The sequence below is a fragment of the Mycobacterium sp. AMU20-3851 genome, from assembly GCF_043974665.1.
GTDB lineage: Bacteria > Actinomycetota > Actinomycetes > Mycobacteriales > Mycobacteriaceae > Mycobacterium.
Map to the genome: position 1 here is coordinate 468,789 of NZ_CP146371.1, position 25,919 is coordinate 494,707.

Sequence of the window (25,919 nt, forward strand, 5' to 3'; positions counted from 1 at the left end):
CGATGACGACGTCGGGAAACAACCTTGCCGAGACGACCGAGTTCACCCCGGTGAACTTCGATCAGGCTCGGGCCGAGGCTGCTGTCCGCGAGCTGCTGATCGCCGTCGGAGAGGACCCGGACCGGCACGGTCTGGTGGACACCCCCGCCCGGGTGGCCCGCGCCTACAAGGAGATCTTCGGCGGGCTGTACACCGACCCGGACGCGGTGCTCAACACCACCTTCGACGAGCAGCACGACGAGCTGGTGCTGGTGAAGGAAATCCCGATGTACTCCACCTGCGAGCACCATCTGGTGTCCTTCCACGGGGTCGCCCACGTCGGCTACATCCCCGGACTGGACGGCCGGGTGACCGGTCTGTCCAAGATCGCCCGCCTGGTCGACCTGTACGCCAAGCGCCCCCAGGTTCAGGAGCGCCTGACCGCCCAGATCGCCGACGCCCTGATGCGCAAGCTCGACCCGCGCGGTGTCATCGTCGTGGTCGAGGCCGAGCACCTGTGCATGGCGATGCGTGGTGTGCGTAAGCCCGGCGCGGTGACCACCACCTCTGCGGTGCGTGGACAGTTCAAGACCGACAAGGCATCGCGGTCCGAGGCGCTGGAACTGATCCTCCGGAAGTGAGCGTGCCCGGCAGGCATGTGACGGGCACCCAGGTGATGGGTGTCGTGAACGTCACCGAGGATTCGTTCTCCGATGGCGGATTGTTCCTCGATCGCGACCGTGCCGTGGAACGGGCGCTGGAACTGGCGGCCGCGGGCGCGACCATCATCGACGTCGGCGGTGAGTCGACCCGCCCCGGCGCCACCCGGGTGGACCCGCATATCGAGATCGCCCGGGTGCGGCCGGTGATCGCGGATCTCGCCGCGGCGGGGCTCACCGTCAGCATCGACACCATGCACTCCTCGGTGGCCCGGGCCGCGCTGGAGAGCGGCGCCCAGATCGTCAACGACGTCTCCGGCGGCCTAGCGGACCCGAACATGGCTGCGGTGCTGGCCGATGCGGGCGTGCCGTGGGTGCTGATGCACTGGCGGTCGGTCCGCGCCGACGCCCCGCACGACGTGCCCGGCTACACCGACGTAGTGGCCGAGGTCCGCGAGGAACTGCTGCGCAGCGTGGATGACGCGGTGGCTGCCGGTGTCGACCCGGCGAAGGTGATCATCGACCCCGGTCTGGGGTTCGCCAAGACCGCACAACACAATTGGCAGTTGCTGCAGGCCCTGCCGGTCTTCGTGGACACCGGATTCCCGGTGCTGGTCGGCGCGTCGCGTAAGCGCTTCCTCGGTGCGCTGCTGGCCGGGCCGGACGGCGAGATGCGTCCCGCGGACGGGCGGGAGACCGCGACCGCGGTGATCTCGGCGCTGGCGGCCCAGCAGGGGGCGTGGGGTGTGCGGGTGCACGATGTGCGGGCATCGGTGGACGCGATCAAGGTGGTCCAGTCGTGGACCCAGGGAAGGCAGGCCGGTGGCTGATCGAATCGAACTGCGCGGCTTGACTGTTCGCGGTAACCACGGCGTCTTCGAACATGAGCGCCGGGACGGCCAGGACTTCGTCGTCGATGTGACGGTGTGGATCGACCTGGCCGCCGCGGCCGCGTCCGACGACCTCGCCGACACCCTGGATTACGGCACCCTGGCCACCCGGGCGGCCGAGATCGTCGGCGGACCGGCCCGCGATCTGATCGAGACGGTGGCCGCCGAGATCGCCGAGGACGTCATGACCGACGAGCGGGTGCACGCCGTCGAGGTCGTCGTGCACAAGCCCAGCGCCCCGATTCCGTTGACCTTCACCGACGTCGCGGTGGTCGCCCGCCGATCCCGCCGTGGGGGCCGGGGAATGGCGCCGTGACCACCGCGGTGCTGTCCATCGGGTCCAACCTGGGTGACCGGCTGGCGCACCTGCAGTCCGTGGTCACCGGGATGGCCCAGGCGGGCGGTCGGATCGTGGCGGTGTCCCCGGTGTACGAGACCGACGCCTGGGGTGGGGTGGAGCAAAGCCCGTTCCTCAACGCCGTGCTCATCGCCGACGACCCGGCCTGCGACGGTGACGGCTGGCTGCGTCGCGGTCAGCGGCTGGAGGCCGCGGCCGACCGGGTGCGTGAGGTGCACTGGGGTCCACGCACTCTCGATGTCGACGTGATCAGCTGCCGTGACGGTGCCTCCGAGATACGTTCCGATGACCCCGAACTGACCCTGCCGCATCCCTTCGCGCACCAGCGGGCCTTCGTGCTGGTGCCGTGGCTGGCCGCCGACGCGGGCGCACAGTTGTCGGGCCGGCCGGTCGCCGAACTGCTCGATGAGCTCGATGCGACCGAGCGCGCGGGCGTGCGGCGCACCGACCTGGTGCTGGAGCCCTGATGGGGCCCACCCGCAAACGCGACCTCGCGGCCGGGGTCGGTATCGCCGCCGTCGTCTGCTATCTGCTGGTCACCTTCATCTACCGGTGGTTCCCGCCGATCACCCTGTGGACCGGGCTGTCGCTGGCAGCGGTGGCGATCGCCGAAGCGGTCTGGGGGTACGTCATCCGCGCCCGGATCGCCGACGGGCAGATCGGCATCGGTGCGGGCCGGCTGCATCCCCTCGCGGTGGCCCGGTCGGTGGTCATCGCGAAGGCCTCGGCGTGGGTCGGCGCGGTGGTACTGGGTTGGTGGATCGGGGTTCTGGGCTATGTGCTGCCGCGCCGGGACTCGATGCGGGTGGCCGAGCAGGACACCGCCGGGGCTGCGGTGGCTGCGTTGTGCGCGCTGGCGTTGCTGGCCGCCGGGCTATGGCTGCAGCATTGCTGCAAGTCACCGGAGGATCACGATGAGGACCCGGATCGGCTCGGTGCGGCACCCGAGTAGCCGAATCGCCGGACCGGTCGACCCGCCAGGGCAACGGTGAACGGTACAGTCGCCCCATGACCGATCCGTCCCGCGGCGTGCGCGTTCGACGCGTCAACCGCAGGCCGGGTTGGGTCCTGTTGACGGTGTTGCTGGTGCTCGCCATCGTGGCCAGCACCGTGCTGGTCTTCACCAACCGGGTGGAACTGCTCAAGTTGGCTGTGGTGCTGTCGTTGTGGGCGGCGGTCGCCGCGGCGTTCGTGTCGTTCATCTACCGGCGCCAGAGCGATCTCGACCAGGCCAAGGTGCGGGATCTCAAGTACGTCTACGACCTTCAGCTCGACCGGGAGATCTCCGCGCGCCGAGAGTACGAACTGGCGGTGGAGGCCCAACTGCGCCGGGAGCTTTCGGCCGAGCTGCGCGCCCAGGCGGCCGACGAGGTTGCCGCGCTGCGGGCCGAACTCGCGGCGCTGCGTACCAATCTGGAGATCCTGTTCGACACCGACCTGGAGGCGCGCCCCGCGCTGGAGACAGACCGCCCGGCGGGCCGGGTGATCGCCAGCCGGGTCGACACCCCGGGGCGCACCGAGTTCTTCCCGCCACCCCGCCCGGAGTTCTTCCCGCCACCCCGCCCGGCGCACGAGCCGCACACCGAGGAAAGCCCGATCATCGACGTCCCCGCCGAACCGCACCCGCCGGAGTTCGGGTGGACTCCCGCCGAACCGGTGGAACTGTTCGGCGGCGCGCACCGTCGGCCGTCGGAGACCGAGGATCCCGCACCGTGGCAGCGCCACGCGGCGACCCCCACCCCGGCACCGCCAACACCGCCGCCCCCGGCACCGCAGCCACCGACCCCGACGCCTGCTCCGCCGCCCCCGCCGCAGTGGACCCCGCCCCCGCCGGCACCCGCACCGGCGCCGCCCGTACCGGCACCACCGGTGTCCGCCCCGCAGCCGGCCCCCGAGCCGACCGCCCCGGAGGTGGTGCCCGATCGGCGTGGCCGGCACTACGGCAGCGATGCCGAGCAGCCCCCCGCGCCGCGCCGGGCCCGGCACGCCGTGCCCGGCGAGACCGAGCCGGCGCCTCCGCGGAGACGGCGCGCCGCCCCGGAGGAAGCACCGGTGGCCGCGGCGGCCGAGGCCCGGCACCGCAGCGCCGACGAGCCACCGGCCCCGGCCGAGGAGCCCGAGGCCGAGGGCGGTCAGCACGCCGGTGGTCAGCCCGTCTCCGAGCTGCTCTCACGGCTACAGGCGACGCCCACGACCGGTGGGCGGCGTCGACGCCGCGAGGAGTGAGCTAGGCTCGGCACGGCCGTCCGGTACCCGCAGCGCGGGACCGGAACGTTTGGAACCTGAGAATCTGCGAGGTCGTCTGTCATGGTCGACGGACTCCGTCCAGCGCGTCTCACGGTCGGCATCATCTCCGCCGGCCGGGTGGGCACCGCGCTCGGCGTGGCGCTCGAGCGTGCCGAGCACGTCGTCGTGGCGTGCAGCGGCATCTCCACCGAATCCCGGTTGCGCGCCGCCCGCCGGCTACCGGAGACCGCGGTGCTGCCGGTCGCCGAAGTTGCGGAACGGGCCGAACTGCTGCTGCTCGCGGTGCCCGATGCCGAACTCGGCACGCTGGTCTCCGGGCTGGCCGCCACCGGCGCGGCCCGTCCCGGTGCGATCGTCGTGCATACCTCCGGCATCCACGGAGTCGACATCCTGCAGCCACTGACCGCACACGGCTGCATACCGCTGGCCATCCACCCGGCGATGACGTTCACCGGTTCCGACGAGGACATCGACCGGCTGACCGGCGCCTGCTTCGGGGTGACCGCGGCCGACGAGATCGGCTACGCGATCGGCCAGTCCCTGGTTCTTGAGATCGGCGGGGAGCCGTTCCGGGTACGCGAGGACGCCCGCGCGCTCTACCACGCAGCACTCGCCCATGCCGGGAACCACGTGACGACCGTGATCCTCGACGCCGTCGAGGCATTGCGGGCCGCGCTGCGCGGGCAGGAACTGCTCGGCCAGGAACTGATCGTCGACGCCCCGGGCGGGCTGGCCGAACGGATCGTGGCCCCACTGGCCCGGGCATCGCTGGAGAACGCCCTGCAGCGTGGGCAGGCGGCGCTGACCGGTCCGGTGGCACGCGGTGACGCAGCCTCGGTCGGCAGGCATCTGCGCGCCCTGAACGAAACCGATCCCGAACTGGCGCAAGCCTATCGGGCCAACTCGCTGCGTACCGCCGAGCGTGCGCACGCGCCGGAGGAAGTGTTCGAAGTGCTCCAGACGAATGGAACAGGCCAACCGTGACCGAACGCAAGAAGCCGACCTTCACCGCGGGTGAGCTCAACGTCTACCGCAGGCCCGCCGACGTCGCCGACGTGACCCGGGCGCTGCGGGGCGCGGGCCGGCGGGTGATGCTGGTGCCGACCATGGGTGCCCTGCACGAGGGGCATCTGACCCTCATCCGCGAGGCGCAGAAGGTGCCGGGGTCGGTCGTGGTCGTGTCCATCTTCGTCAACCCGCTGCAGTTCGGCGCCGGGGAGGACCTCGACGCATACCCGCGCACCCTCGACGAGGATCTGGCGGCGCTGCGCGGCGAGGGGGTCGACATCGCGTTCACCCCCACCGCGAACGATATGTACCCGACCGGTCCGCGCACCACCGTCAACCCCGGCCCGATCGGTGCGGAACTGGAAGGCGCTTCCCGGCCAACGCATTTCGCCGGGATGCTGACCGTCGTGTGCAAGCTGCTGCAGATCGTCGCGCCGGACCGGGCGTTCTTCGGGGAGAAGGACTACCAGCAACTGGTGCTGATCCGGCAGATGGCCGACGACCTCAACCTGGATACCCGCATCGTCGCGGTGCCCATCGTCCGGGAGGCCGACGGGCTGGCCATGTCCTCGCGCAACCGCTACCTCGACGAGGTTCAGCGCGAACAGGCGCTCGCCATCCCGTCGGCGCTGCTGGCCGGTGTGTACGCGGCGGGGGAGGGGGCGGCGGCCGCGGTGGACGCCGCCCGGGCCGTGCTCGACGAGGTTCCCGAGATCAGCGTCGATTACCTGGAGATCCGCAACAACTGGCTCGGGCCCGCACCCGAGACCGGCCGGGCCCGGATGCTGGTGGCCGCCCGACTCGGCAGCACAAGGCTGCTGGACAACATCGCCATCGATATCGGGGTGCCCTCGGGTCCGGGCCCCGACGTCCCGTTCGACGAACACGAATTGCCCTGGAGGAACTGATGATACGGACGATGCTCAAGTCCAAGATCCACCGTGCCACCGTCACCCAGGCGGATCTGCACTATGTGGGTTCGGTGACCATCGACGCCGATCTGATGGATGCGGCGGATCTGTTGGAGGGTGAACAGGTCACCATCGTCGACATCGACAACGGCAACCGGCTGGTGACCTACGCCATCACCGGCGAACGTGGCAGCGGCGTCATCGGGATCAACGGTGCCGCAGCACATCTGGTGTATCCCGGCGATCTGGTCATCCTGATCGCCTACGCCGCCATGGATGATGCCCAGGCCCGTGTGTACCAGCCCAGGATCGTGTTCGTCGACGACGCCAACCGGCAGATCGACCTGGGCGACCACAGCCACGACCCCGCCTATGTGCCGGCGGATGCGTCCGGCCTGATGTCGCCGCGCTAGCCGATGCTGCTCGCCATAGACGTCCGCAATACGCACACCGTCGTCGGGCTGATCTCCGGATCCGGTGACCATGCCAAGGTTGTGCACAACTGGCGGATACGCACCGAATCCGAAGTGACCGCGGACGAACTCGCGCTGACCATCGACGGCCTGATCGGTGAGGACACCGAAAAGCTGACCGGCGCCGCGGCGCTGTCCACGGTTCCCTCGGTGCTGCACGAGATCCGGTTGATGCTGGAACAGTACTGGCCCTCGGTGCCGCACGTGCTCATCGAGCCCGGGGTCCGGACCGGCATCCCGCTGCTGGTGGACAACCCCAAGGAAGTGGGCGCCGACCGGATCATCAACTGCCTGGCCGCTTTCCACAAGTACAACGTACCGGCCATCGTGGTCGACTTCGGGTCCTCGATCTGCGTGGACGTGGTGTCGGCCAAGGGCGAATTCCTCGGCGGGGCGATCGCCCCTGGCGTGCAGGTGTCCTCCGATGCTGCCGCCGCGAGGTCGGCGGCGCTGCGCCGGGTCGAACTGACCCGTCCGCGCTCGGTGATCGGCAAGAACACCGTGGAGTGCATGCAGGCCGGCGCGGTGTTCGGTTTCGCCGCGCTGGTGGACGGACTGGTCGAACGCATCCGCACCGACGTGACCGGATTCGGGGGCAGCGACGTCGCCGTCGTCGCGACCGGCAACTCCGCCCCGCTGGTGCTGCCCGATCTGCGCACCGTCGAGCACTACGAGCAGCACCTGACGTTGGAGGGGCTGCGGCTGGTGTTCGAACGCAACCGCGACAACCAGCGCGGGCGCCGCTGATTAAGCTGGCTGTCCGTGAGTTCTAATGACGTGCCAGCCGTGCCGCCGTCCCATGCATCCGATCATGACGACACCCCCGAGCAGTACCGGATCCGGCAGGCCAAGCGTGAACGCTTGATCGCCGAGGGGCGAGACCCCTACCCGGTGCAGGTGGCACGCACCCATTCGCTGGCCGAACTGCGGGCCGCCTACCCCGACCTCGCGGCCGATACCCAGACCGGTGAACTCGTCGGCATCGCGGCCCGGGTGGTGTTCGCCCGCAACACCGGCAAGCTCTGCTTCGCCACCCTGCAGGATGGTGACGGCACCCAGCTGCAGCTGATGATCAGCCTCGCCGAGGTCGGCCAGGAATCACTGGACGCCTGGAAGGCCGACGTCGATCTCGGTGACATCGTTTTCGCGCACGGGCAGGTCATCAGTTCCCGTCGCGGTGAATTGTCTGTGCTGGCCGATTCCTGGCAAATCGTCTCCAAGGCTTTGCGCCCGCTTCCGGTCGCGCACAAGGAGATGAGCGAGGAATCGCGGGTGCGGCAGCGTTATGTCGACCTCATCGTGCGTCCGGAGGCACGTTCGATCGCCCGGCAGCGCATTGCCGTGGTGCGTGCGGTCCGTTCGGCGCTGGAGCGGCGCGGATTCCTCGAGGTCGAGACGCCGATGCTGCAGACCCTGCCCGGTGGCGCGGCCGCCCGGCCGTTCATCACGCACTCGAATGCGCTCGACGCCGACCTCTATCTGCGTATCGCTCCGGAGTTGTTCCTCAAGCGCTGCCTGGTCGGCGGTTTCGAGAAGGTCTTCGAGTTGAATCGGAACTTTCGAAACGAAGGTGCGGATTCCACACATTCACCGGAATTCGCGATGTTGGAGACTTATCAGGCTTACGGTACATACGACGATTCCGCCATCGTCACCCGTGAACTGATTCAGGAAGTTGCCGACGAAGCCCTGGGCACCCGTCAGGTGCAGCTGCCCGACGGCAGTACCTATGACTTCGACGGTGAATGGCAGACCCTGGAAATGTACCCGTCGCTCTCGGCGGCGCTCGGGGAAGAGATCACCCCGGATACCGCCCTGGAACGGCTGCTTGCCATCGCCGAGCGACTCGGTGTCGAGATTCCCGCCGACCGCGGATATGGGCACGGGAAATTGGTCGAAGAACTGTGGGAACACACGGTGGGCGAGACCTTGTGGGCGCCGACCTTCGTGCGTGACTTCCCGGTCGAGACCAGCCCGCTGACGCGCGCTCACCGCAGCATTCCGGGTGTCACCGAAAAGTGGGATCTTTACGTGCGGAAATTCGAATTGGCGACCGGCTACTCGGAGCTTATCGATCCGGTGGTGCAACGGGAACGTTTCGTCGCGCAAGCCGCTGCGGCGGCCGCCGGCGATGACGAGGCAATGCGTTTGGACGAGGATTTCCTTGCCGCGTTGGAGTATGCGATGCCGCCGACCACGGGTACCGGAATGGGAATTGACCGCCTGCTGATGGCATTGACGGGTCTGACGATTAGGGAGACCGTTTTGTTCCCGATTGTGCGAAGGCACACAAACTGACTTGTGGCAGACACTCACATTGACTCGGAATACCTGATCGGTTGTTGAACGCCTTCCATTCGTGTGCCACCATTGCCGCAGGGGTTCGGGGTGAATCTACGAGTGGCCACAGAAGGGTCGTGTGAGCTATATGGCTAAAAAAGTGACCGTCACGCTGGTCGATGATTTTGACGGTGAAGCTGCGGCCGATGAGACTGTCGAATTCGCGCTCGACGGTGTCAGCTATGAGATCGACCTTTCTTCGAAAAATGCGACGAAACTGCGCAACGATCTCAAACAGTGGGTGGAAGCGGGTCGCCGGGTCGGCGGACGCCGCCGTGGGCGTTCGGCCGGTTCGGGACGCGGGCGCGCCGCCATCGATCGGGAGCAGAGCGCGGCCATCCGGGAATGGGCCCGCCGCAACGGGCACAATGTGTCCACCCGGGGCCGCATTCCGGCCGAGGTCATCGACGCTTTCCACGCCGCCACCTAGGGTTCGGGCCGAATTTCGGTCCACTCTCGCAAAAAGGACGCCGGTTGCCGGCCCGCCCGGCGGTGATCCGGATGGGCCGAATTCTCGCCGCTCCGCATGTCCGCGGGCGTTCTTCGCTCACGGCGAACTGAACCCGGCGGTTTTCCGGAAACGTTCGGCGGTCATTCTGCGTTGTGACATCAAGCGGTGTGACATCGACGTCGTGTGACATCGACTTGGTGTGAACACCGGCGGCGCCGAGCAAGTTGCCGAGCAAGGCACCAAGGGAAAGCACCCGTGGACCCCGACCACTAGAGTGGACGGCAGGTGCGGTGCCTGTGCAGTTCCTGCACAGCGCACGTCTCCGCCCTATGTGAGGAAGAGCAGGTAAAACCGATGTTCGAGAGATTCACCGACCGTGCCCGTCGGGTTGTCGTCCTGGCTCAGGAAGAAGCCCGGATGCTCAACCACAACTACATCGGCACCGAGCACATCCTGCTCGGCCTCATCCACGAGGGTGAGGGCGTAGCGGCCAAGTCGCTCGAGTCGCTGGGTATCTCACTGGAAGGCGTGCGCAGCCAGGTCGAGGAGATCATCGGCCAGGGCCAGCAGGCACCGTCGGGGCACATCCCGTTCACGCCGCGCGCCAAGAAGGTGCTGGAGCTCTCCCTGCGTGAGGCGCTGCAACTCGGCCACAACTACATCGGCACCGAGCACATTCTGCTCGGCCTGATCCGTGAGGGTGAGGGCGTCGCCGCCCAGGTGCTGGTGAAGCTCGGCGCGGAACTGACCCGGGTGCGCCAGCAGGTCATCCAGCTGCTGTCCGGCTACCAGGGCAAGGAAGCCGCCGAAGCCGGCACCGGCGGACGCGGGGGCGAGTCCGGCAACCCGTCGACCTCGCTGGTCCTCGACCAGTTCGGCCGCAACCTGACCGCCGCCGCGATGGAGGGCAAGCTCGATCCGGTCATCGGCCGCGAGAAGGAAATCGAGCGGGTCATGCAGGTGCTGAGCCGCCGCACCAAGAACAACCCGGTGCTGATCGGTGAGCCCGGCGTCGGCAAGACCGCCGTCGTCGAGGGCCTGGCCCAGGCCATCGTGCACGGCGAGGTCCCCGAGACGCTGAAGGACAAGCAGCTCTACACGCTGGACCTCGGCTCGCTGGTGGCCGGCAGCCGCTACCGCGGTGACTTCGAGGAGCGCCTGAAGAAGGTGCTCAAGGAGATCAACACCCGCGGCGACATCATCCTGTTCATCGACGAGTTGCACACGCTCGTCGGCGCGGGTGCCGCCGAGGGCGCGATCGACGCCGCGTCCATCCTGAAGCCGAAGCTGGCCCGCGGCGAGCTGCAGACCATCGGCGCCACCACGCTCGACGAGTACCGCAAGTACATCGAGAAGGACGCCGCTCTGGAGCGGCGCTTCCAGCCGGTGCAGGTCGGGGAACCGACCGTCGAGCACACCATCGAGATCCTCAAGGGCCTGCGCGACCGCTACGAGGCGCACCACCGGGTGTCCATCACCGACGGTGCGCTGGTGGCCGCCGCCACCCTGGCCGACCGCTACATCAACGACCGGTTCCTGCCGGACAAGGCGATCGACCTGATCGACGAGGCCGGCGCCCGGATGCGCATCCGCCGCATGACCGCACCGCCGGACCTGCGCGAATTCGACGAGAAGATCGCCGATGCCCGCCGGGAGAAGGAGTCCGCGATCGACGCGCAGGACTTCGAGAAGGCCGCCAACCTGCGGGACCGCGAGAAGCAGCTGGTCGCCCAGCGGGCCGAGCGGGAAAAGCAGTGGCGTTCCGGTGATCTCGACGTGGTCGCCGAGGTCGACGACGAGCAGATCGCCGAGGTGCTGGGCAACTGGACCGGCATCCCGGTGTTCAAGCTGACCGAGGCCGAGACCACCCGCCTGCTGCGGATGGAAGACGAGCTGCACAAGCGGATCATCGGCCAGGAAGACGCCGTCAAGGCCGTTTCCAAGGCGATCCGGCGTACCCGCGCCGGCCTGAAGGACCCGAAGCGCCCGTCCGGTTCGTTCATCTTCGCCGGCCCGTCCGGTGTCGGTAAGACCGAGCTGTCCAAGGCGCTGGCCGAGTTCCTGTTCGGTGACGACGACGCGCTCATCCAGATCGACATGGGCGAGTTCCACGACCGCTTCACCGCGTCGCGGCTGTTCGGTGCCCCTCCGGGCTACGTCGGCTACGAAGAGGGCGGCCAGCTCACCGAGAAGGTGCGCCGCAAGCCGTTCTCGGTCGTTCTCTTCGACGAGATCGAGAAGGCCCACCAGGAGATCTACAACACGCTGTTGCAGGTCCTGGAGGACGGCCGCCTCACCGACGGCCAGGGCCGCACGGTCGACTTCAAGAACACCGTGCTGATCTTCACCTCGAACCTCGGCACCTCCGACATCTCCAAGGCTGTCGGGCTGGGCTTCACCCAGGGCGGCGGCGAGAACAACTACGAGCGGATGAAGCTCAAGGTTCACGACGAACTGAAGAAGCACTTCCGTCCGGAGTTCCTCAACCGCATCGACGACATCATCGTGTTCCACCAGCTGACTCAGGACGAGATCATCCAGATGGTCGACCTGATGGCGGGCCGGGTGTCCAAGCAGCTGGCGGCCAAGGACATGGAGATGGAGCTGACCGACAACGCCAAGGCGCTGCTGGCCAAGCGCGGCTTCGATCCGGTGCTGGGTGCGCGGCCGCTGCGCCGCACCATCCAGCGTGAGATCGAGGATGCGCTGAGCGAGAAGATCCTGTTCGACGAGGTCGGCCCGGGCCAGATCGTCACGGTCGACGTCGAGGGCTGGGACGGGGAGGGCGCCGGCGAGAACGCCAAGTTCACCTTCGCCGGGCGGCCCAAGACGGCCTCGTCCACCGATGAGGCGGACCTGGCGGCCACGGCTGCCGAATAGTCACGGCTGACAAAGCCCCCGACCGGTGTATCCGGTCGGGGGCTTTGTGCGTAATATCCGTACTGTTCTCGACGGGTTCCGGAATCTGGTGTAATCCCAGAACGGTCGCGCCACTGTCAAAGTCAGACCCGACACCCGTCACCATGCTGTTGACCTGGGACGCGTACTCCCGAAAGGACCGGATATGACTTCTGCCGAGGCACCCAAGACGCAGGCCGCACGGCCCCGTGCCATCGACCTCTCCGCCGCGAGCGCGGTGGTGTGGCTGTCGTTGACGGCGTTCTTCGCGCTGCTCGTGCTCTATTTCGTCGGGATGGACCAGGGGGCGACGTCGGTGTTCGGCGCCAACACCGTCATCCACGAGTTCGTGCACGACGCCCGGCATCTGCTCGGCTACCCCTGCCACTAGCGGCAGGAAGCAGATAACACTCCGATGGAAAAACACATCATCGGGCGCGGCCTGTTGGCCGGCGCCCTAGGCGGCGTGCTCGCATTCATCTGGTCCTGGATCTTCATCGAGCCGGTCATCGACCGGGCCATCGAGTTCGAGGACGGCGTCAGTGCGGCACATGAGGCCATCGATCACGGCGGTCACGCCCACGATCACGGTGGCGGCGGTATCGAGATCACCCGCACCGTGCAGTCCACGATCGGACTGGGCTTCGGCCTGGTCGCCTTCAGCGTCGCCATGGGCGCGTTGCTGGCAGTGCTGTTCTGCGTCGCGTATGGCCGCATCGGCAGCCTTTCGGCTCGTGCCACGGCGGTCCTTCTGGCGGGCGGCATGCTGATCTCCCTGTGGATCGTGCCCTCGCTGAAATACCCGCCGAACCCGCCTGCGGTCAGCCTGGACGAGACGATCCAGCAGCGCACGCTGTTGTATCTGCTGCTGACTGTGCTCTCGGCGGCGCTGCTGGTCGGATCCGTGCTGCTGGCCCGCAGGCTGGCACCCAAGTTCGGTGCCTGGAACGCCTCGCTGTTGGGGGCCGCCGATTACGTGGTGTCGATGGCGGTGGTGTTCCTGCTGATGCCGACCATCGCCGAGACGCCGGGCCCGATCACCGATTCGGCGGGCAACATCGTCTTCGGGGCGTTCCCCGCCGACGACCTCTACGAGTTCCGGCTCTACTCGCTGGGCACCCAGGTCGTCATGTGGACGACGATCGGCCTGGTGTTCGCGGCACTGGTGTCGCGACTGCTGGACAGCAAGCGGGAACCGCTGGCTGTGTGAGCGACGCTTGCGGGGTGAACCGTAGATGACGAGCGGGACCAGACCCTGCGAGGCACCCGCTTGAGTGAAGTCGTCCGGCTGACCCTCGTATCGCACGGTATGACCGATGCGATGGCAGCCGGACGATTCGCGACCGACGAGCCGCTCAACGAGCTGGGGCACCGGCAGGTCGGTGCGTGCGCCGATCCGGGTCCGTTCGACCAGGCCGTGTGCGGCCCGGAACGGCGCACCGTGCAGACCGCCGATCTACTCGGCCTGCGCGCCACCACCGTGACGGCGTTGGCCGACCTGAACTGCGGGCGGTGGCGCGGTGCCGCACTCGACGGCGTCGACCCGGCGGACCTCACGGTATGGCTGACCGACCCGTCCCAGGCCCCGCACGGCGGGGAATCGATTGTCGCGCTGTGCAAACGGGTGGGTGCCTGGCTGGACACGGTGGCCGAACAGCGCGGCCGGCTCGTCGCGGTCACGCACCCGGCGGTGATCCGGGCCGCGGTGATCAATGCGCTGAACGCTCCGGCGAAATCGTTCTGGCGCATAGACGTCGAGCCTGCCGGCCGTGTCGGCATGCACTACCGCGGGCACGTCTGGACGCTGCGCCTGAACTGAATCGGCTGCCGTCGAACGTTCACGCCAGTCCTTTCAACATCAGATTCCAGTAATTGCCGCGTAGACGGTGCCAGCTTCAGGTCGTAGTCGAACTCGGCCAACACCATGTGGTGGGCGGACGTCACCGCCGGTCGCTCAGGCGTTCTGCCTGGATTCCGCCCAGGCGCCGAAGCCGCCCAGGATGTCGCTGACATCGGTGAAACCATTGCGCCGCAACAGGCTTGCGGCCACCGAGGACCGGTATCCGCCGGCGCAGTAGACGACGGTCGGGCGGGCCGGGTCCAGTTCGCCCAGTCGGGTGGGCAGCTGGCCCACCGGGATGGTGATCGCGTCGGGGATGGTTCCGGCGGTGACCTCGCCGGGGTTGCGCACGTCGACGACCTGCAGGTCGGACAGCTTGGCTGCGCGCTGGTCGAACGCCTTGGACGTCAACCGGGACGCCACCCCGACGTCGCCGGAGTGGTCGAACATGACCTCGAACGGCCGGTCCAGGTAGCCGATGACCCGGTCGAATCCGATGCGGGCGAGCCGTGTCTTGGCCTCCAGTTCCTGGCCGGGTTCGGTGAACAACACGATATCGACGTCGGTGGGAACGACGGAGCCGGCGAACTCGGCGTAGCGGCCGGCCAGTCCGATGTTGAGCGCGCCGCGCAGGTGACCCAGTGCGAACTCCTCCGGGCCGCGCCCGTCGACCAGGATCGCACCGGCGTCCATCGCCTCGCACAACTGCGGGTAGCTCAGCGCCGGCGGCATCTCGGATTCGGCCAGCAGCTCCCGGTCCTTGCGGTTGAGGACCGCGTTGTAGGAGAAGTAGGCCGGCGCCGGGGGCTGGCCCTCGGTGACCAACTCCATGAACGTGGCCTTGTCCGGAGCGCGCAGCGCATAGTTCGTCTGCTTCTGCTCGCCGATGGTCGAGGACAGCTCGGTGGACAGGTTCTTGCCGCAGGCCGAACCGGCACCGTGAGCCGGGAACACCCGGGTCGCATCGGGCAGCGTCATCAGCTTGGTGCGCAGTGAGTCGTAGAGCTTCTCGGCCAGTTCCTCACGGGTGAACCCGATCGAGGCCAACAGGTCGGGCCGGCCGACGTCGCCGATGAACAACGCGTCGCCGGTCAGCACGCCATAGGGCGTCTCGTCGCGGGCGTTCTCGTAGACCACGATGCTCATCGATTCGGGCGTGTGACCGGGGGTGTGCCGGAACTGCAGCGTCACCTCGCCCAGTGAATAGCGCTCGCCGTCGGTGACGCCCATCGACTCGAACTCGGTCTCGGCGACCGAGGAGTACACGATCGTGGCGCCGGTGGCCTCGGCCAGCTCCAGATGACCCGACAGGAAGTCGGCATGGAAGTGCGTCTCGATGACCAACTCGATGGTGTAGCCGTTCTCCTCGGCATCGGACAGGTACTCGGCGATATCCCGCTGCGGGTCGACAACGACTGCGCGCCCGGTGTTTTCGTCGGCGATCAGGTAGGACGCATGGGACAGGCAGTCCAGGTAGTACTGGGTGAACTTCATGGTGGTGGTCCTCTCTTTCGGTTCCGGGGAACGGCCCTCTGTATCCAGACTGACTATACCCCCACGGGTATGTCAAGTACCCCCAGGGGTATAAACATTCCCGCTTGCATTTACCCCACGGGGTATATGTACGATGGCGGCCAGTATACCCCCATGGGTATCGGATACCGCGCCGCTCCCGACGAAAGGACATGAGCATGACCGCGCCCGCAACCATCGATTCCCACGACCTGAGCCAGTTGCTCGGCTCGCCCACTCCACCGCGGGTCCTCGACGTACGCACCCCTGGCGAATTCGAGACTGTCCACATCACCGGCGCCTACAACGTGCCACTCGATCTGTTGCGCGAGCACCGCGAGGAGATCATCGCCCACCTCGATGAGGACGTCGTGCTGGTCTGTCGATCCGGTCAGCGCGCCGCACAGGCCGAGGAGGCGCTGCGCAAAGCCGGCCTGACGAACGTGCACATCCTCGACGGCGGAATCGCCGCCTGGCAGGCCGAGGGATTCGCGGTCACCCGCGGCGCTGCGCGGTGGGATCTGGAGCGTCAGGTCCGATTGGCCGCAGGCTCGATCGTGCTGGCCGGCGTGCTGGGCAGCATCGCCGCCCCGAAACTCAAGTGGCTGGCCGGTGCGGTCGGCGCAGGACTGACGTTCGCGGCACTGTCCGACACCTGCGCGATGGGCATGCTGCTGTCGAGGTTGCCCTACAACCGTGGCGCCGCCTGCGATGCGCAGAGCATCGTCGGCCGGCTGGTGCAGCGATGATCGCGCTCACCGTCGGCCTGGCCGTCTTCGTGGGTGTCGCGCTGGGTCTGCTCGGCGGTGGGGGCTCGATCCTGACCGTCCCGCTGCTGGCCTATGTGGCCGGGATGGACGCCAAACAGGCCATCGCCACCTCGCTGCTGGTCGTCGGTGTCACCAGCGCCATCGGCGCGGTCTCGCACGCCCGGGCCGGGCGGGTGCAATGGCGCACCGGTTTGATCTTCGGTGCCGCGGGGATGGCCGGCGCCTATGCCGGCGGCCTGCTGGCCCGCTTCATCCCGGGAACCGTGCTGCTCATCGGCTTCGCGCTGATGATGGTCGCCACCGCGGTCGCAATGCTGAGTGGGCGCAAGGATGTCCAGGCGTCCCGAGGGTCCCGCCGCCTGCCCGTTCCCACGATCCTCGCCGAGGGGTTGGTGGTCGGGCTGGTCACCGGGTTGGTCGGGGCCGGTGGTGGCTTCCTGGTGGTGCCCGCCCTCGCGCTGCTGGGCGGGCTGCCGATGCCGGTCGCGGTCGGCACCTCGTTGATCGTGATCGCGATGAAATCCTTCGCCGGGCTGGGCGGATACCTGTCCAGCGTGCAGATCGACTGGTCGGTGGCCCTGGGGGTGACGGCCGCGGCCGTGGTGGGTGCGCTGCTCGGCGCGCGGTTGACCGCGCTGGTCGATCCCGACGCACTGCGCAAGGCCTTCGGCTGGTTCGTGCTGGCGATGTCCTCGGTCATCCTGGCTCAGGAGATCCATCCCGGAGTGGGGATCGGCGCGGCGGCTCTGACCGCGGTCGCCGCGCTCATGACCCTGGCCTGCACCCGGTATGCGCACTGCCCGCTACGCCGGATCGTCGGTGCCGGAGCCACCCGGGGCGCGCCGGCATGACACCCCGGGGGAATACCCCCACCGGTACCATCGCTGTACCGTCCGATGAAAGGAGTCCCGCCATGGTTGGTGACGAAGACGCGATTGCCGCGGTGCTCAACAGGCTGCGTCGTGCGCAGGGGCAGCTTGCCGGGGTGATCTCGATGATCGAACAGGGCCGGGACTGCAAGGACGTCGTGACCCAGTTGGCTGCGGTGTCCCGGGCGCTGGACAGGGCGGGTTTCAAGATCGTCGCGACCGGTTTGCGTGAATGCCTCACCGGGGAAGCCGCCGACGGTCAGCAGCCGATGTCCGAAGCCGAACTGGAGAAGTTGTTCCTGGCCCTGGCGTGATCCAGGCGGCCCCGACCGTCGGCGTCGACGACGGCGAAACGGAGGAATGATGAGTTACGCACTGTCGACCAGGTTGCACACGAACTTCCGGGACGCAGTGGATCGCACCCGAAAGGCATTGGCGGACCAGGGTTTCGGTGTGCTCACCGAGATCGACATGTTAGCCACCCTGAAGGCGAAGCTGGGCGAGGACATGGAGGACTACCTGATCCTCGGGGCGTGCAATCCGCCGCTGGCCCACCGCGCGGTAAACGCCGACCGCCAGATCGGATTGCTGTTGCCCTGCAACGTGGCCGTCCGCGCCGACACCTCGGCCGGCGGTGAGGCGGTCATCGTCGATGCGATGGATCCGCAGATCATGGTCCAGGTCTCCGACCAGCCCGGTCTGCGCGAGGTTGCCGATGAGGCCGCCGCCAGATTGCGGGCCGCGATCGAGGAGCTGGAAGCCGGCGACGACCGTTAGATCGCGAACAGCAGTGCGCCGACCAGTACGAGGGCGAAAAGCACCGTGGCGCCACCCATCAACGCCACTTCGGCGCGGGGCGCCGTGGTGACCATCCGGCCGGCGACGACCGGGCTGTCCCTCATTGCGCGCGACCGCCGGTAGCCCAGCGCGAGGACGAGCAGCGCGAGTAGCGCGGCGGTGCAGGCGAGCAGGATCCGGCCGGGCCCCAGCGGCCCGTGCTGACGCAGCAGCACCAGTGTTCCCCCCACGAGAAATCCGAATGAGCTTCTCTCCCAGGACAACAGCGTGCGCTCGGCGGGCAGGCCAGGCTTGGAGGGTTCGCGGCGAGGCATGTCACTGCCCGGTCGGCGGCCAGATCGCCAGCACCACCAGGACCGCCAGCGTCACGACGAAGATCGCACCGCCGAGCAGGACCGGGATATGGGTCGGGGGGAGTTCCTCGTCGCGCCGCATGGCTGCCTGCACGCGCTGCCAGCGGCGCACGGCCAGCGCGGCCAGCACGCCGCCGCCGGCGGTCAATGCCACACTGAGCCCGTGCCGGACGCCGGGAATCCCGAAAGACGGTACGAACTGCACGACTGCGATGCCACCGGCGATCAGTGCCAACGCCGTGCGGATCCACGCCAGGAAGGTCCGTTCGTTGGCCAGCGTGAAGCGGTAGTCCGGCTCTTCGTCGCCGGTGGATCCGGAGGTGTCCATCCCCGTCACCATACGTGCTCGGTGCGCGGCCGCTAGGGGATCAGGTCGAAGGACTGGGTGGCCACCGACAGCAGCCAGGACGCCGCGGTCAGGCTGCGGTACTCGGGCCAGTTGAGCTGATAGCTGACCACCCAGCCCTGCCCGGTACGGTCCTCGGCGTACCAGCTGAAAGTCAGGTCGCCGGGCAGGTTTCCGCCTTTGGCGCCGACGTAGCTCCACTTGGACTCGTCGAGTTCGATCCCCGGGGTCGCCGACAGGATGTCGCGTACCGGCGCTGCCGGCCCGGTTGCCGCGGCCTGTAGCGCGGCGTGCACGCGGCAGATGTCCATCGGGGTGCCGTACCACTCGATCCCGTACGGCGAAGCGGGTTCCCGGGTGAGCATCGGATCCGGTTCGTAGGGCACGGTTCTGGTGTGCGCGAGCATCTCGGCCCGGCGGTCGCGCGATGCGGTCTTCCACTCCGCGCGGACGTCGGGTTTACCCCAGCCGATGGAGAACAGTTCGTGCGCGGTGGGGAAGGGGGTCATCGCCGCCGGATCGTGGTGACCGGCCGTGACCAGTGCCCGCTCGATCGCGCCCGGACCCAGACGGGCCATCAGCATGTCGGTGGCCATGTTGTCGCTCGCCGAGATCATCTGCTGCGCAGCATCTCTCACCGAAACCCTGGCGCCTGGCTCGAGTTCGTTGAAGCCCGCGGAGCCGACGTCCTTGTCTTCCTTGGTGATGACCAGCTGCTCGTCCCACCCGACGGTGCCGTCGTTGACGGCCTCGGCCACCGCCAGCAGCACGTACAGCTTGAAGATCGATGCCAGCGGCAGGGATTGGTCGACGTCGGTTCCGGCCACCGGTACGCACTCACCGTCAGCGACCTTGGACACCTGGTACGCGTAATCGGCGCCGGTGCGGGTGATCTCGGCGTCCACATCGGACCACTGCCTGATCTCGGGTTCGTCGATGGCCACCTCGAAACGGTCGACCAGGCCTCCGTCGCCGGTGCGCAACTCGATGGTCTGCTCGACGCTGTAGGAGTTACGGACGTGCAGCGTGGCCTGTCCGGCACCCAGCGAGATGGCGGTGACGGTGATGGGGCGGTCGGCCCATAGCCGGTCCATCGCTCCGGCGACCCACTCGACCTGCTCCGGCACGGCCAGCGTCGCCACCGGAACCACGCCGATCGGCCAATCGGAGTTGACCATGTCGAGCAGTTGTTTGGCGCGCAGGCCCTGCGGGGTGTTGGTGTCGATGTGCATCCCGTACGCCGCCTCGGCCACCGGCGGCCCGGTGTGGGCGCATCCGGAAGCCAGGACTGCGGCCGTGGTGGCCAGGGCCGCTAGAACGAGTACGGGCCGCGACGTGCTACTTGCCTGTCCCCGCAACGTCCAACACAACCTCGAACTCCAGCAGCGAGGCGCCGGTGGCGACCGGCTTGTGCTGCTGACCGGCGTGCGCCTCCACGGCAGGACCCTGGGCCCACGCCTGGAACGCTTCGTCGGACTCCCACTGGGTGACCACGAAGTAGCGGTTCTCGCCCTTGACCGGACGCAGCAGCTGGAAGCCGAGGAAGCCGGGCTGGCTGTCGACGGCGTGGGCGCGGTTGGCGAACCGCTTCTCCAGCTCCGGGCCTGCGTCGGCGGGCACCTCGATGGCATTGATCTTCACGACGGGCATGTGCTTCAGGCTACCCGGAGCCGGGCGCGGCAGGATGTCGGCATGCGGACCGACCTACTGATCCATCGCGGCGGCGGGACCGACCCGGACAGCACACCGCTGGTCCTGGTGCACGGGCTGATGGGGCGCGGCAGCACCTGGTCGCGGCAGTCGTCCTGGCTGGCCGGGTTCGGCCCGGTGTACACCTACGACGCGCCGTGGCACCGGGGGCGCGAGGTCGCCGATCCGCAACCGATCAGCACCGAGCGTTTCGTGGCGGACCTGGCCGATGCGGTCGCCACGCTGGGGCGGCCGGTGGTCCTGATCGGCCATTCGATGGGCGGTCTGCACTCGTGGTGTCTGGCGGCGTCGCACCCGGAGCTGGTGGCGGCGGTGGTGGTGGAGGACATGGCCCCGGATTTCCGGGGCCGTACCACCGGACCGTGGGAGCCGTGGCTGCACGCGCTGCCGGTCGAGTTCGGCTCTGCCGAGCGGGTCTATCAGGAGTTCGGGCCGGTCGCCGGGCAGTACTTCCTGGAGGCCTTCGACCGGACCGCGACCGGGTGGCGGCTGCACGGGCACACCGCCCGCTGGATCGAGATCGCTGCCGAGTGGGGCACCCGGGACTACTGGCAGCAGTGGGCGGACGTACGGGCCCCGGTGCTGCTGTTGGAGGCGGGCGGGACCGTCGCGCCACCCGGACAGATGCGGCGGATGCACGAGACCGGCCATGCGACGACTTATCTGCAGGTGCCGGGGGCCGGTCATCTGATCCACGACGACGCCCCGGAGGTGTACCGGGAGGCCGTCGAGGCGTTCCTAACGTCGCTCACCGGACGCGCTTGAGGTCGGCCACGCGGGTTGGTGCTCGAAGCGGGTCCGGATCGCGTCGAGTTCGTGCAGCGTCCGCAGGCCGTCGCGGTCGAATCCGTGGTCGCTGCCGGCCAGGCGTCCGGCGAAGGGCGCCGCGGGCCGGAACTGCTTGAGGTGCAGGCGCAGGTTGCCCTGCCGGTATGCCTGCCGGATCAATAACCCGGCCAACGGGAACGGCGCCAGGATGGCGAGGAGGATGAGTGCTGTAGTCATGGCAGTAATGCTCCATTGATAAATATCCAGCCAACAGTGGCAGGAATGACACGCTGAGATAAAATGCTGCCATGGCGATTACGAGCGTATCGGTGCTGGTGCTGGACGGTCTAGCGATTTTCGAGTTCGGCGTGATCTGCGAGGTCTTCGGTATCGACCGGTCCGCCGACGGCGTGCCCAACTTCGATTTCAAGGTGTGCGGCCCGGAGGCCGGCCGGCCGGTGCGCACCTCGGTGGGCGCCACGCTGACCCCCGACCACGGTCTGGACGCCCTCATCGGTGCCGACCTGGTGGCCATCCCCGCCATCGGCGGTACGGACTACCTACCCGAAGCGCTGGCCGCCGTCCGGCAGGCCGTCGACGCCGGTTCCACCGTTCTCACCGTGTGTTCGGGGGCCTTTCTGGCCGGTGCGGCCGGCCTGCTGGACGGCCGGCCCTGCACCACCCATTGGATGCACGCCGATCAGTTGGCCGCATCCCATCCGACGGCCCGGGTGGACCGCAACGTGCTGTTCGTCGACGACGGCAATCTGATCACCAGCGCGGGCACCGCGGCCGGAATCGACGCCTGCCTGCACCTGGTGCGCCGCGAACTCGGTGCCGAGGTCACCAACAAGATCGCCCGTCGGATGGTGGTCCCGCCGCAGCGCGACGGCGGTCAGCGTCAGTACATCGACCAGCCGATACCGGTGCGCTACTCGGAAGGCTTTGCGCCCCAACTGGACTGGATTCTGGCCAACCTGGACAAACCGCACACCGTGGCCGGCCTGGCCGCCCGGGCCAACATGTCGGCGCGCACCTTCGCGCGCCGCTTCGTCGAGGAGACCGGCCGCACCCCGATGCAGTGGGTGACCGATCAGCGGGTGCTCTACGCGCGGCGGCTGCTCGAAGAGACCGACCTGGACGTCGACCGGGTGGCCGAGCGCTGCGGGTTCGGCACCGCGACGCTGCTGCGGCACCACTTCCGTCGGATCATCGGCGTGACCCCCTCGGACTACCGCCGCCGATTCTCCTGCGATGCGCAGTGTGAGGAGAGCGCTTAGCCTTCGCCCGCCAGCGCGAAAAGTCCGGTGTCCGTCTGCTCGACCAGGCCGTCGACCAACAGCGAATCCAGCGCCCGGTCCCGCTGCGCGGTGTCGGAGAGCCAGGCGACGTCCAGCTGGGCCCGGGTGACCGGGGTCGAGCTGGCGCGCAGCACATCGAGCAATCGGCCCCGGGCCTGGCGGTCGGTGCCCGCGTAGCGCTGCACCCGGCGGGCCGGCGCGGAGGACTCCGGGTATCCGGCACTGCGCCAACGGCATTCGGCCAGCGGGCACAACCCGCAGCGCGGTTTGCGGGCCGTGCACACGATGGCCCCGAGTTCCATCAGGGCTGCCGAGAACCTCGGTGCCGCATCGTCGTCGGGTAACAGGGCGGCAACCTCGGCGAGGTCGCCGGCCCGCGCCGGATTCTCCGGGCTGCCGTGCACGACCCGCGATACCACCCGCCGGACATTGGTGTCCACCACCGGCACCCGCTGCCGGTAGGCGAAACAGGCGATGGCCCGCGCGGTGTAGGCACCCACGCCGGGCAGGGTCAGCAGCGTCTCCACCTCGCGGGGCACCTGATCACCGTGCTCGGTGGCAATGACCACCGCGCACTCGTGCAGCCGCTTCGCCCGCCGCGGGTAACCGAGTTTCCCCCATGCCCGCAACACATCGGCGGGTCCCGCCGCCGCGGTCGCCGACGGCGTCGGCCAACGTGCCACCCAATCCAGCCAGATCGGCTCCACCCGGTTCACCGGGGTTTGCTGCAGCATGAACTCGCTGACCAGTATCTGCCAAGGGGTGACCTCGGGCCGGCGCCACGGCAGATCCCGCTCGGCGTGCTCGAACCATCCCAGCAACTCGCCTGCATCGATTCCCGGTGGCTGAGGCACAATGTCAGCTATGCCCAACTCGAACCCGATCGCTGCGTGGAAATCACTCAAGGAGGGTAACGAGCGTTTCGTTGCCGGCAAACCTCTGCATCCCAGCCAAGGCATCGAGGACCGCGCGCGTCTCACCGAGGCCCAGAAGCCGACCGCGGTGCTGTTCGGGTGCGGTGACAGCCGGGTTGCCGCCGAACTGATCTTCGATCAGGGACTGGGCGACATGTTCGTCGTCCGCACGGCCGGCCACGTCATCGATTCCGCGGTGCTCGGCTCCATCGAGTACGCCGTGGCGGTGCTCAACGTGCCGCTGATCGCCATCCTCGGCCACGACAGCTGCGGTGCGGTCAAGGCCACCCTGACGGCGCTGGACGAGGGCGCGATCCCCGGCGGTTACGTCCGCGACATCGTGGAGCGGGTCATGCCGTCCATCCTGCTCGGCCGCAAGGACGGCCTGACCAGGGTCGACGAGTTCGAGGCCCGGCACGTCGCGGAAACCGGGGCGCAGTTGATGGCCCGGTCGACCGTCATTTCCGAGCGCGTCGAGGCCGGCTCGCTGGCCATCGTCGGCCTCACCTACCACCTGGCCGACGGCCGAGTGGCGCTGCGCGACCACCTGGGTGACATCGGCGAGGCCTGAGCGCCCGCTGCGGCCTCGGCAACACCACAGCCGACACGCCGCGACGCCTCGGGCCGCCAGGCGTGAGCCCGGCTTACCGTTGAGGTCGTGCTAGACACCGAATCCAACCGCCAGCTGCCTCCGGAGATCTACCGGCGTCGCCGGGCGCTGGCGATAGGTGTCGCGGTGCTCGTGATCGCCATCGTTGCCGCCATCGTGGCGGTGGTGGTTTCCAACAGCGGCGGATCAGACAACGCCACCGCGGACCAGACCGCGAACACCGAGGGCGCTGCACCCCCCACCCCGCTGCCCGGCGAGGAGCCCGGCGTCAAGACGCCGGTCGTGCCGCCCGCCGATCAGGCCCCGCCGCCGACGCCCACGCCGACCGCCGCGGTCACCCCGCCCCCGGTCCTGCAGGAGGGCGACGACTGCCCGGACTCCACGCTGGCGGTCAAGGGCATCACCAGCGCCCCCGATTACGTGATGGGCGATCAGCCGAAGTTCACCATGGTGGTCACCAACATCGGGTTGGTCTCCTGCAAGCGCGATGTGGGTGCCGCCGTGCTGGCCGCCTACGTCTACTCACTCGACAACCAACGGCTGTGGTCGAACCTGGACTGCGCGCCGTCCAACGAGACGCTGGTCAAGGAATTCGCCCCCGGCGAGCAGGTCACCACCGAGGTCACCTGGACCGGGATGGGCTCGGCGCCGAACTGCCCGCTGCCCCGCGAGCCGATCGGCCCGGGCACCTACAACCTGCTGGTGCAGTTGGGCAACCTGCGTTCGGCGACGGTGCCGTTCATCCTGGCCGAGGCCGCCCCACCCGGTGAGGCACCGGCGCCCGAGGGTGCCCTGCCGCACGACGGCAGCGGGCAGGCCCCGGGGAACTGAGTCAGGCCAGCTGGTCGGCGATCGTCGACTCGGCCAGCTGGGACAGACCCTCCCGGATGTGGCGCGCCCACATCGAGCCGATGCCGTCGACCGACTGCAGGTCGGTGGCACTGGCCGCGAGCACGCCCTGCAGCGAGCCGAACGAGCGCACCAGTAGATCCACGTGCGCGAACTGCAGCCGCGGAATGCCCGCCATCGCCCGGTAGCCCCGCGAACTCATCGCCGAGTCCTGGGCCTCCAGGGTCGACGGGTAGCCGAAAACCCTTGCCAGCGCGGTGAAGTCGAGCAGCTCGTTGTCCGACAGTGCGTCCAGCTCCTCCAGGGTGGCGCCCACCTGCGCCGCGCTCGGGGGATCCGGGTTGGCGTGATAGTCACGCACGATCAGTTCGCGGGCGGTGTCGTTGCCGCCGACCAGTTCCTCCAGCTGCAGCTTGAGCTGACGGCCGTCGGTGCCCAACTCGACGACGTCGGCGTCGATCTCCAGGCTGATCCGGCGCACCATTTCCAGGCGCTGGGCGACCGTCATGACGTCCCGCAACGTCACGAAGTCCTCGATCTCGGCGGTGGACAGCTGCCGGTTCACCTCGTCGAGCCGGGATTTGTAGCGCTCCAGGGTGGCGATGGTCTGGTTGGCCCGGGACAGGATGGTCGGGGTGTCCGGCACCACGTGCCGCTCGCCGGCGGCGTACACGGTCACGATGCTCATCGAATGGCTGACCGAGATGACCGGATATCCGGTCTGCACGGCGCTGCGTTCGGCGGAGCGGTGCCGGGTGCCGGACTCGTCGGTGGGTATCGAGGGGTCGGGCACCAACTGCACATTGGCCTTGAGGATGCGGGTGCCGTCGCTGGAGAGCACCACCGCGCCGTCCATCTTGGACAGCTCGCGCAGCTTTGTCGGGGCATACCGCACGTCCAGCGAGAAACCGCCGTCGCAGATCGCCTCGACGCTGTCGTCGTACCCCAGCACGATCAGGGCGCCGGTCCGGCCGCGCAGGATCCGTTCCAGGCCGTCGCGCAGGTCGGTACCCGGGGCGAGCCGCCCGAGCGTCTCGCGCAGTGTGGGGCGGGCCAGATGCACCA

Annotated in this window: 32 protein-coding genes; 24 read left to right on the forward strand and 8 right to left on the reverse strand. The window is 68.4% G+C overall.

Going from position 1 to position 25,919, the window contains the following annotated elements:
• Positions 1-2 precede the first annotated feature (2 nt).
• The 16 genes from folE (at position 3) to V4U86_RS02360 (ending at position 14,033) form a co-directional block, all read left to right on the forward strand.
• The gene (folE, locus tag V4U86_RS02285) at positions 3-620 is read left to right on the forward strand and encodes a GTP cyclohydrolase I FolE (RefSeq protein WP_395309684.1); all 618 of its coding nucleotides are present in this window, start codon (positions 3-5) and stop codon (positions 618-620) included.
• Between the two features lie 35 nt (positions 621-655).
• Positions 656-1,468 carry a dihydropteroate synthase gene (folP, locus tag V4U86_RS02290; RefSeq protein ID WP_395311887.1) on the forward strand — a complete coding sequence of 271 codons (813 nt, stop codon included), beginning with the start codon at positions 656-658 and terminating at the stop codon, positions 1,466-1,468.
• Positions 1,461-1,844 (forward strand): dihydroneopterin aldolase, encoded by a 384-nt coding sequence (gene folB / locus V4U86_RS02295; RefSeq protein ID WP_395309685.1) that lies wholly within the window; start codon positions 1,461-1,463, stop codon positions 1,842-1,844. Before folP ends, folB begins: the two co-directional genes overlap by 8 nt.
• Complete coding sequence (gene folK / locus V4U86_RS02300) at positions 1,841-2,353, forward strand: 2-amino-4-hydroxy-6-hydroxymethyldihydropteridine diphosphokinase (protein ID WP_395309686.1); 513 nt, start codon at positions 1,841-1,843, stop codon at positions 2,351-2,353. The genes folB and folK overlap by 4 nt, the downstream gene beginning before the upstream one ends.
• On the forward strand, positions 2,353-2,838 hold the full coding sequence (locus V4U86_RS02305; protein WP_395309687.1) for a DUF3180 domain-containing protein: 486 nt from the start codon (positions 2,353-2,355) through the stop codon (positions 2,836-2,838). Before folK ends, V4U86_RS02305 begins: the two co-directional genes overlap by 1 nt.
• A 56-nt stretch (positions 2,839-2,894) precedes the next feature.
• A complete protein-coding gene (locus tag V4U86_RS02310) occupies positions 2,895-4,112 on the forward strand; it encodes a DUF6779 domain-containing protein (protein WP_395309688.1) in 1,218 nt (405 codons plus the stop codon).
• Positions 4,113-4,193: 81 nt separating this feature from the next.
• On the forward strand, positions 4,194-5,117 hold the full coding sequence (locus V4U86_RS02315; protein ID WP_395309689.1) for a Rossmann-like and DUF2520 domain-containing protein: 924 nt from the start codon (positions 4,194-4,196) through the stop codon (positions 5,115-5,117).
• Positions 5,114-6,049 carry a pantoate--beta-alanine ligase gene (gene panC / locus V4U86_RS02320; protein WP_395309690.1) on the forward strand — a complete coding sequence of 312 codons (936 nt, stop codon included), beginning with the start codon at positions 5,114-5,116 and terminating at the stop codon, positions 6,047-6,049. The genes V4U86_RS02315 and panC overlap by 4 nt, the downstream gene beginning before the upstream one ends.
• Positions 6,049-6,465, forward strand: a complete 417-nt coding sequence (panD, locus tag V4U86_RS02325) for an aspartate 1-decarboxylase (protein WP_395309691.1) — start codon at positions 6,049-6,051, stop codon at positions 6,463-6,465. Before panC ends, panD begins: the two co-directional genes overlap by 1 nt.
• Positions 6,466-6,468: 3 nt before the next feature.
• Entirely contained in the window at positions 6,469-7,272 is an 804-nt protein-coding gene (locus V4U86_RS02330; RefSeq protein ID WP_395309692.1) for a type III pantothenate kinase, read from the forward strand.
• Positions 7,273-7,311: 39 nt separating this feature from the next.
• On the forward strand, positions 7,312-8,823 hold the full coding sequence (lysS, locus tag V4U86_RS02335) for a lysine--tRNA ligase (protein ID WP_395311888.1): 1,512 nt from the start codon (positions 7,312-7,314) through the stop codon (positions 8,821-8,823).
• A gap of 130 nt (positions 8,824-8,953) precedes the next feature.
• Positions 8,954-9,295, forward strand: a complete 342-nt coding sequence (gene lsr2, locus V4U86_RS02340) for a histone-like nucleoid-structuring protein Lsr2 (protein WP_395309693.1) — start codon at positions 8,954-8,956, stop codon at positions 9,293-9,295.
• Positions 9,296-9,670: 375 nt separating this feature from the next.
• Positions 9,671-12,196, forward strand: coding sequence for an ATP-dependent protease ATP-binding subunit ClpC (gene clpC1 / locus V4U86_RS02345; RefSeq protein WP_395309694.1), 2,526 nt, complete (start codon positions 9,671-9,673; stop codon positions 12,194-12,196).
• Between the two features lie 184 nt (positions 12,197-12,380).
• Positions 12,381-12,605, forward strand: coding sequence for a CbtB domain-containing protein (locus V4U86_RS02350; RefSeq protein ID WP_395309695.1), 225 nt, complete (start codon positions 12,381-12,383; stop codon positions 12,603-12,605).
• A 24-nt stretch (positions 12,606-12,629) separates the two neighbouring features.
• Positions 12,630-13,424 carry a CbtA family protein gene (locus V4U86_RS02355; RefSeq protein WP_395309696.1) on the forward strand — a complete coding sequence of 265 codons (795 nt, stop codon included), beginning with the start codon at positions 12,630-12,632 and terminating at the stop codon, positions 13,422-13,424.
• Between the two features lie 60 nt (positions 13,425-13,484).
• Complete coding sequence (locus tag V4U86_RS02360; protein WP_395309697.1) at positions 13,485-14,033, forward strand: histidine phosphatase family protein; 549 nt, start codon at positions 13,485-13,487, stop codon at positions 14,031-14,033.
• Positions 14,034-14,168: 135 nt separating this feature from the next.
• On the opposite strand, the gene V4U86_RS02365 is transcribed toward V4U86_RS02360, so the two are convergent.
• Positions 14,169-15,548 (reverse strand): MBL fold metallo-hydrolase, encoded by a 1,380-nt coding sequence (locus V4U86_RS02365; protein WP_395309698.1) that lies wholly within the window; start codon positions 15,546-15,548, stop codon positions 14,169-14,171.
• A 191-nt stretch (positions 15,549-15,739) separates the two neighbouring features.
• Here V4U86_RS02365 and V4U86_RS02370 point away from each other — a divergent pair, with 191 nt between their 5' ends.
• The 4 genes from V4U86_RS02370 to V4U86_RS02385 all read left to right on the forward strand — a co-directional run bounded on the left by V4U86_RS02370 (position 15,740) and on the right by V4U86_RS02385 (position 17,982).
• On the forward strand, positions 15,740-16,315 hold the full coding sequence (locus V4U86_RS02370) for a rhodanese-like domain-containing protein (protein WP_395309699.1): 576 nt from the start codon (positions 15,740-15,742) through the stop codon (positions 16,313-16,315).
• Positions 16,312-17,187 carry a sulfite exporter TauE/SafE family protein gene (locus V4U86_RS02375; protein ID WP_395309700.1) on the forward strand — a complete coding sequence of 292 codons (876 nt, stop codon included), beginning with the start codon at positions 16,312-16,314 and terminating at the stop codon, positions 17,185-17,187. Before V4U86_RS02370 ends, V4U86_RS02375 begins: the two co-directional genes overlap by 4 nt.
• Positions 17,188-17,249: 62 nt before the next feature.
• Positions 17,250-17,519, forward strand: a complete 270-nt coding sequence (locus V4U86_RS02380) for a metal-sensitive transcriptional regulator (RefSeq protein ID WP_395309701.1) — start codon at positions 17,250-17,252, stop codon at positions 17,517-17,519.
• Between the two features lie 49 nt (positions 17,520-17,568).
• On the forward strand, positions 17,569-17,982 hold the full coding sequence (locus tag V4U86_RS02385; RefSeq protein WP_395309702.1) for a DUF302 domain-containing protein: 414 nt from the start codon (positions 17,569-17,571) through the stop codon (positions 17,980-17,982).
• Here V4U86_RS02385 and V4U86_RS02390 read toward each other — a convergent pair.
• The 4 genes from V4U86_RS02390 to mhuD form a co-directional block, all read right to left on the reverse strand.
• Complete coding sequence (locus V4U86_RS02390) at positions 17,979-18,317, reverse strand: DUF202 domain-containing protein (RefSeq protein WP_395309703.1); 339 nt, start codon at positions 18,315-18,317, stop codon at positions 17,979-17,981. The genes V4U86_RS02385 and V4U86_RS02390 overlap by 4 nt on opposite strands.
• A 1-nt stretch (position 18,318) precedes the next feature.
• Positions 18,319-18,684, reverse strand: a complete 366-nt coding sequence (locus V4U86_RS02395; RefSeq protein ID WP_395309704.1) for a YidH family protein — start codon at positions 18,682-18,684, stop codon at positions 18,319-18,321.
• 32 nt (positions 18,685-18,716) lie between these two features.
• Positions 18,717-19,955, reverse strand: a complete 1,239-nt coding sequence (locus tag V4U86_RS02400) for a serine hydrolase (RefSeq protein WP_395309705.1) — start codon at positions 19,953-19,955, stop codon at positions 18,717-18,719.
• Positions 19,956-20,040: 85 nt separating this feature from the next.
• Positions 20,041-20,352, reverse strand: a complete 312-nt coding sequence (mhuD, locus tag V4U86_RS02405) for a mycobilin-forming heme oxygenase MhuD (protein ID WP_395309706.1) — start codon at positions 20,350-20,352, stop codon at positions 20,041-20,043.
• A 42-nt stretch (positions 20,353-20,394) separates the two neighbouring features.
• On the opposite strand from mhuD, the gene V4U86_RS02410 reads away from it, so the two are divergent.
• A complete protein-coding gene (locus tag V4U86_RS02410; protein ID WP_395309707.1) occupies positions 20,395-21,177 on the forward strand; it encodes an alpha/beta fold hydrolase in 783 nt (260 codons plus the stop codon).
• Here V4U86_RS02410 and V4U86_RS02415 read toward each other — a convergent pair.
• Complete coding sequence (locus tag V4U86_RS02415) at positions 21,151-21,417, reverse strand: hypothetical protein (RefSeq protein ID WP_395309708.1); 267 nt, start codon at positions 21,415-21,417, stop codon at positions 21,151-21,153. The genes V4U86_RS02410 and V4U86_RS02415 overlap by 27 nt on opposite strands.
• Positions 21,418-21,488: 71 nt before the next feature.
• On the opposite strand from V4U86_RS02415, the gene V4U86_RS02420 reads away from it, so the two are divergent.
• Positions 21,489-22,460: a GlxA family transcriptional regulator gene (locus V4U86_RS02420; RefSeq protein WP_395309709.1), complete on the forward strand. Its 972-nt coding sequence runs from the start codon at positions 21,489-21,491 to the stop codon at positions 22,458-22,460.
• Here V4U86_RS02420 and V4U86_RS02425 read toward each other — a convergent pair.
• Positions 22,457-23,347: an A/G-specific adenine glycosylase gene (locus tag V4U86_RS02425; protein ID WP_395311889.1), complete on the reverse strand. Its 891-nt coding sequence runs from the start codon at positions 23,345-23,347 to the stop codon at positions 22,457-22,459. The genes V4U86_RS02420 and V4U86_RS02425 overlap by 4 nt on opposite strands.
• Here V4U86_RS02425 and V4U86_RS02430 point away from each other — a divergent pair.
• On the forward strand, positions 23,346-23,966 hold the full coding sequence (locus tag V4U86_RS02430) for a carbonic anhydrase (protein WP_395309710.1): 621 nt from the start codon (positions 23,346-23,348) through the stop codon (positions 23,964-23,966). The genes V4U86_RS02425 and V4U86_RS02430 overlap by 2 nt on opposite strands.
• Before the next feature lie 87 nt (positions 23,967-24,053).
• Positions 24,054-24,836 carry a hypothetical protein gene (locus V4U86_RS02435; protein ID WP_395309711.1) on the forward strand — a complete coding sequence of 261 codons (783 nt, stop codon included), beginning with the start codon at positions 24,054-24,056 and terminating at the stop codon, positions 24,834-24,836.
• A 1-nt stretch (position 24,837) separates the two neighbouring features.
• Here V4U86_RS02435 and disA read toward each other — a convergent pair whose 3' ends face one another.
• Positions 24,838-25,917 carry a DNA integrity scanning diadenylate cyclase DisA gene (gene disA / locus V4U86_RS02440; RefSeq protein ID WP_395311890.1) on the reverse strand — a complete coding sequence of 360 codons (1,080 nt, stop codon included), beginning with the start codon at positions 25,915-25,917 and terminating at the stop codon, positions 24,838-24,840.
• Positions 25,918-25,919 lie beyond the last annotated feature (2 nt).

Coding starts and splice junctions, on each gene's coding strand:
- folE (WP_395309684.1), top strand. CDS start 3: ATGACGACGTCGGGAAACAACCTTGCCGAGACGACCGAGTTCACCCCG.
- folP (WP_395311887.1), top strand. CDS start 656: ATGGGTGTCGTGAACGTCACCGAGGATTCGTTCTCCGATGGCGGATTG.
- V4U86_RS02305 (WP_395309687.1), top strand. CDS start 2,353: ATGGGGCCCACCCGCAAACGCGACCTCGCGGCCGGGGTCGGTATCGCC.
- V4U86_RS02310 (WP_395309688.1), top strand. CDS start 2,895: ATGACCGATCCGTCCCGCGGCGTGCGCGTTCGACGCGTCAACCGCAGG.
- V4U86_RS02315 (WP_395309689.1), top strand. CDS start 4,194: ATGGTCGACGGACTCCGTCCAGCGCGTCTCACGGTCGGCATCATCTCC.
- panD (WP_395309691.1), top strand. CDS start 6,049: ATGATACGGACGATGCTCAAGTCCAAGATCCACCGTGCCACCGTCACC.
- V4U86_RS02330 (WP_395309692.1), top strand. CDS start 6,469: ATGCTGCTCGCCATAGACGTCCGCAATACGCACACCGTCGTCGGGCTG.
- lsr2 (WP_395309693.1), top strand. CDS start 8,954: ATGGCTAAAAAAGTGACCGTCACGCTGGTCGATGATTTTGACGGTGAA.
- clpC1 (WP_395309694.1), top strand. CDS start 9,671: ATGTTCGAGAGATTCACCGACCGTGCCCGTCGGGTTGTCGTCCTGGCT.
- V4U86_RS02350 (WP_395309695.1), top strand. CDS start 12,381: ATGACTTCTGCCGAGGCACCCAAGACGCAGGCCGCACGGCCCCGTGCC.
- V4U86_RS02355 (WP_395309696.1), top strand. CDS start 12,630: ATGGAAAAACACATCATCGGGCGCGGCCTGTTGGCCGGCGCCCTAGGC.
- V4U86_RS02365 (WP_395309698.1), bottom strand. CDS start 15,548: ATGAAGTTCACCCAGTACTACCTGGACTGCCTGTCCCATGCGTCCTAC.
- V4U86_RS02370 (WP_395309699.1), top strand. CDS start 15,740: ATGAGCATGACCGCGCCCGCAACCATCGATTCCCACGACCTGAGCCAG.
- V4U86_RS02375 (WP_395309700.1), top strand. CDS start 16,312: ATGATCGCGCTCACCGTCGGCCTGGCCGTCTTCGTGGGTGTCGCGCTG.
- V4U86_RS02380 (WP_395309701.1), top strand. CDS start 17,250: ATGGTTGGTGACGAAGACGCGATTGCCGCGGTGCTCAACAGGCTGCGT.
- V4U86_RS02385 (WP_395309702.1), top strand. CDS start 17,569: ATGAGTTACGCACTGTCGACCAGGTTGCACACGAACTTCCGGGACGCA.
- V4U86_RS02390 (WP_395309703.1), bottom strand. CDS start 18,317: ATGCCTCGCCGCGAACCCTCCAAGCCTGGCCTGCCCGCCGAGCGCACG.
- V4U86_RS02395 (WP_395309704.1), bottom strand. CDS start 18,684: ATGGACACCTCCGGATCCACCGGCGACGAAGAGCCGGACTACCGCTTC.
- mhuD (WP_395309706.1), bottom strand. CDS start 20,352: ATGCCCGTCGTGAAGATCAATGCCATCGAGGTGCCCGCCGACGCAGGC.
- V4U86_RS02410 (WP_395309707.1), top strand. CDS start 20,395: ATGCGGACCGACCTACTGATCCATCGCGGCGGCGGGACCGACCCGGAC.
- V4U86_RS02415 (WP_395309708.1), bottom strand. CDS start 21,417: ATGACTACAGCACTCATCCTCCTCGCCATCCTGGCGCCGTTCCCGTTG.
- V4U86_RS02420 (WP_395309709.1), top strand. CDS start 21,489: ATGGCGATTACGAGCGTATCGGTGCTGGTGCTGGACGGTCTAGCGATT.
- V4U86_RS02430 (WP_395309710.1), top strand. CDS start 23,346: ATGCCCAACTCGAACCCGATCGCTGCGTGGAAATCACTCAAGGAGGGT.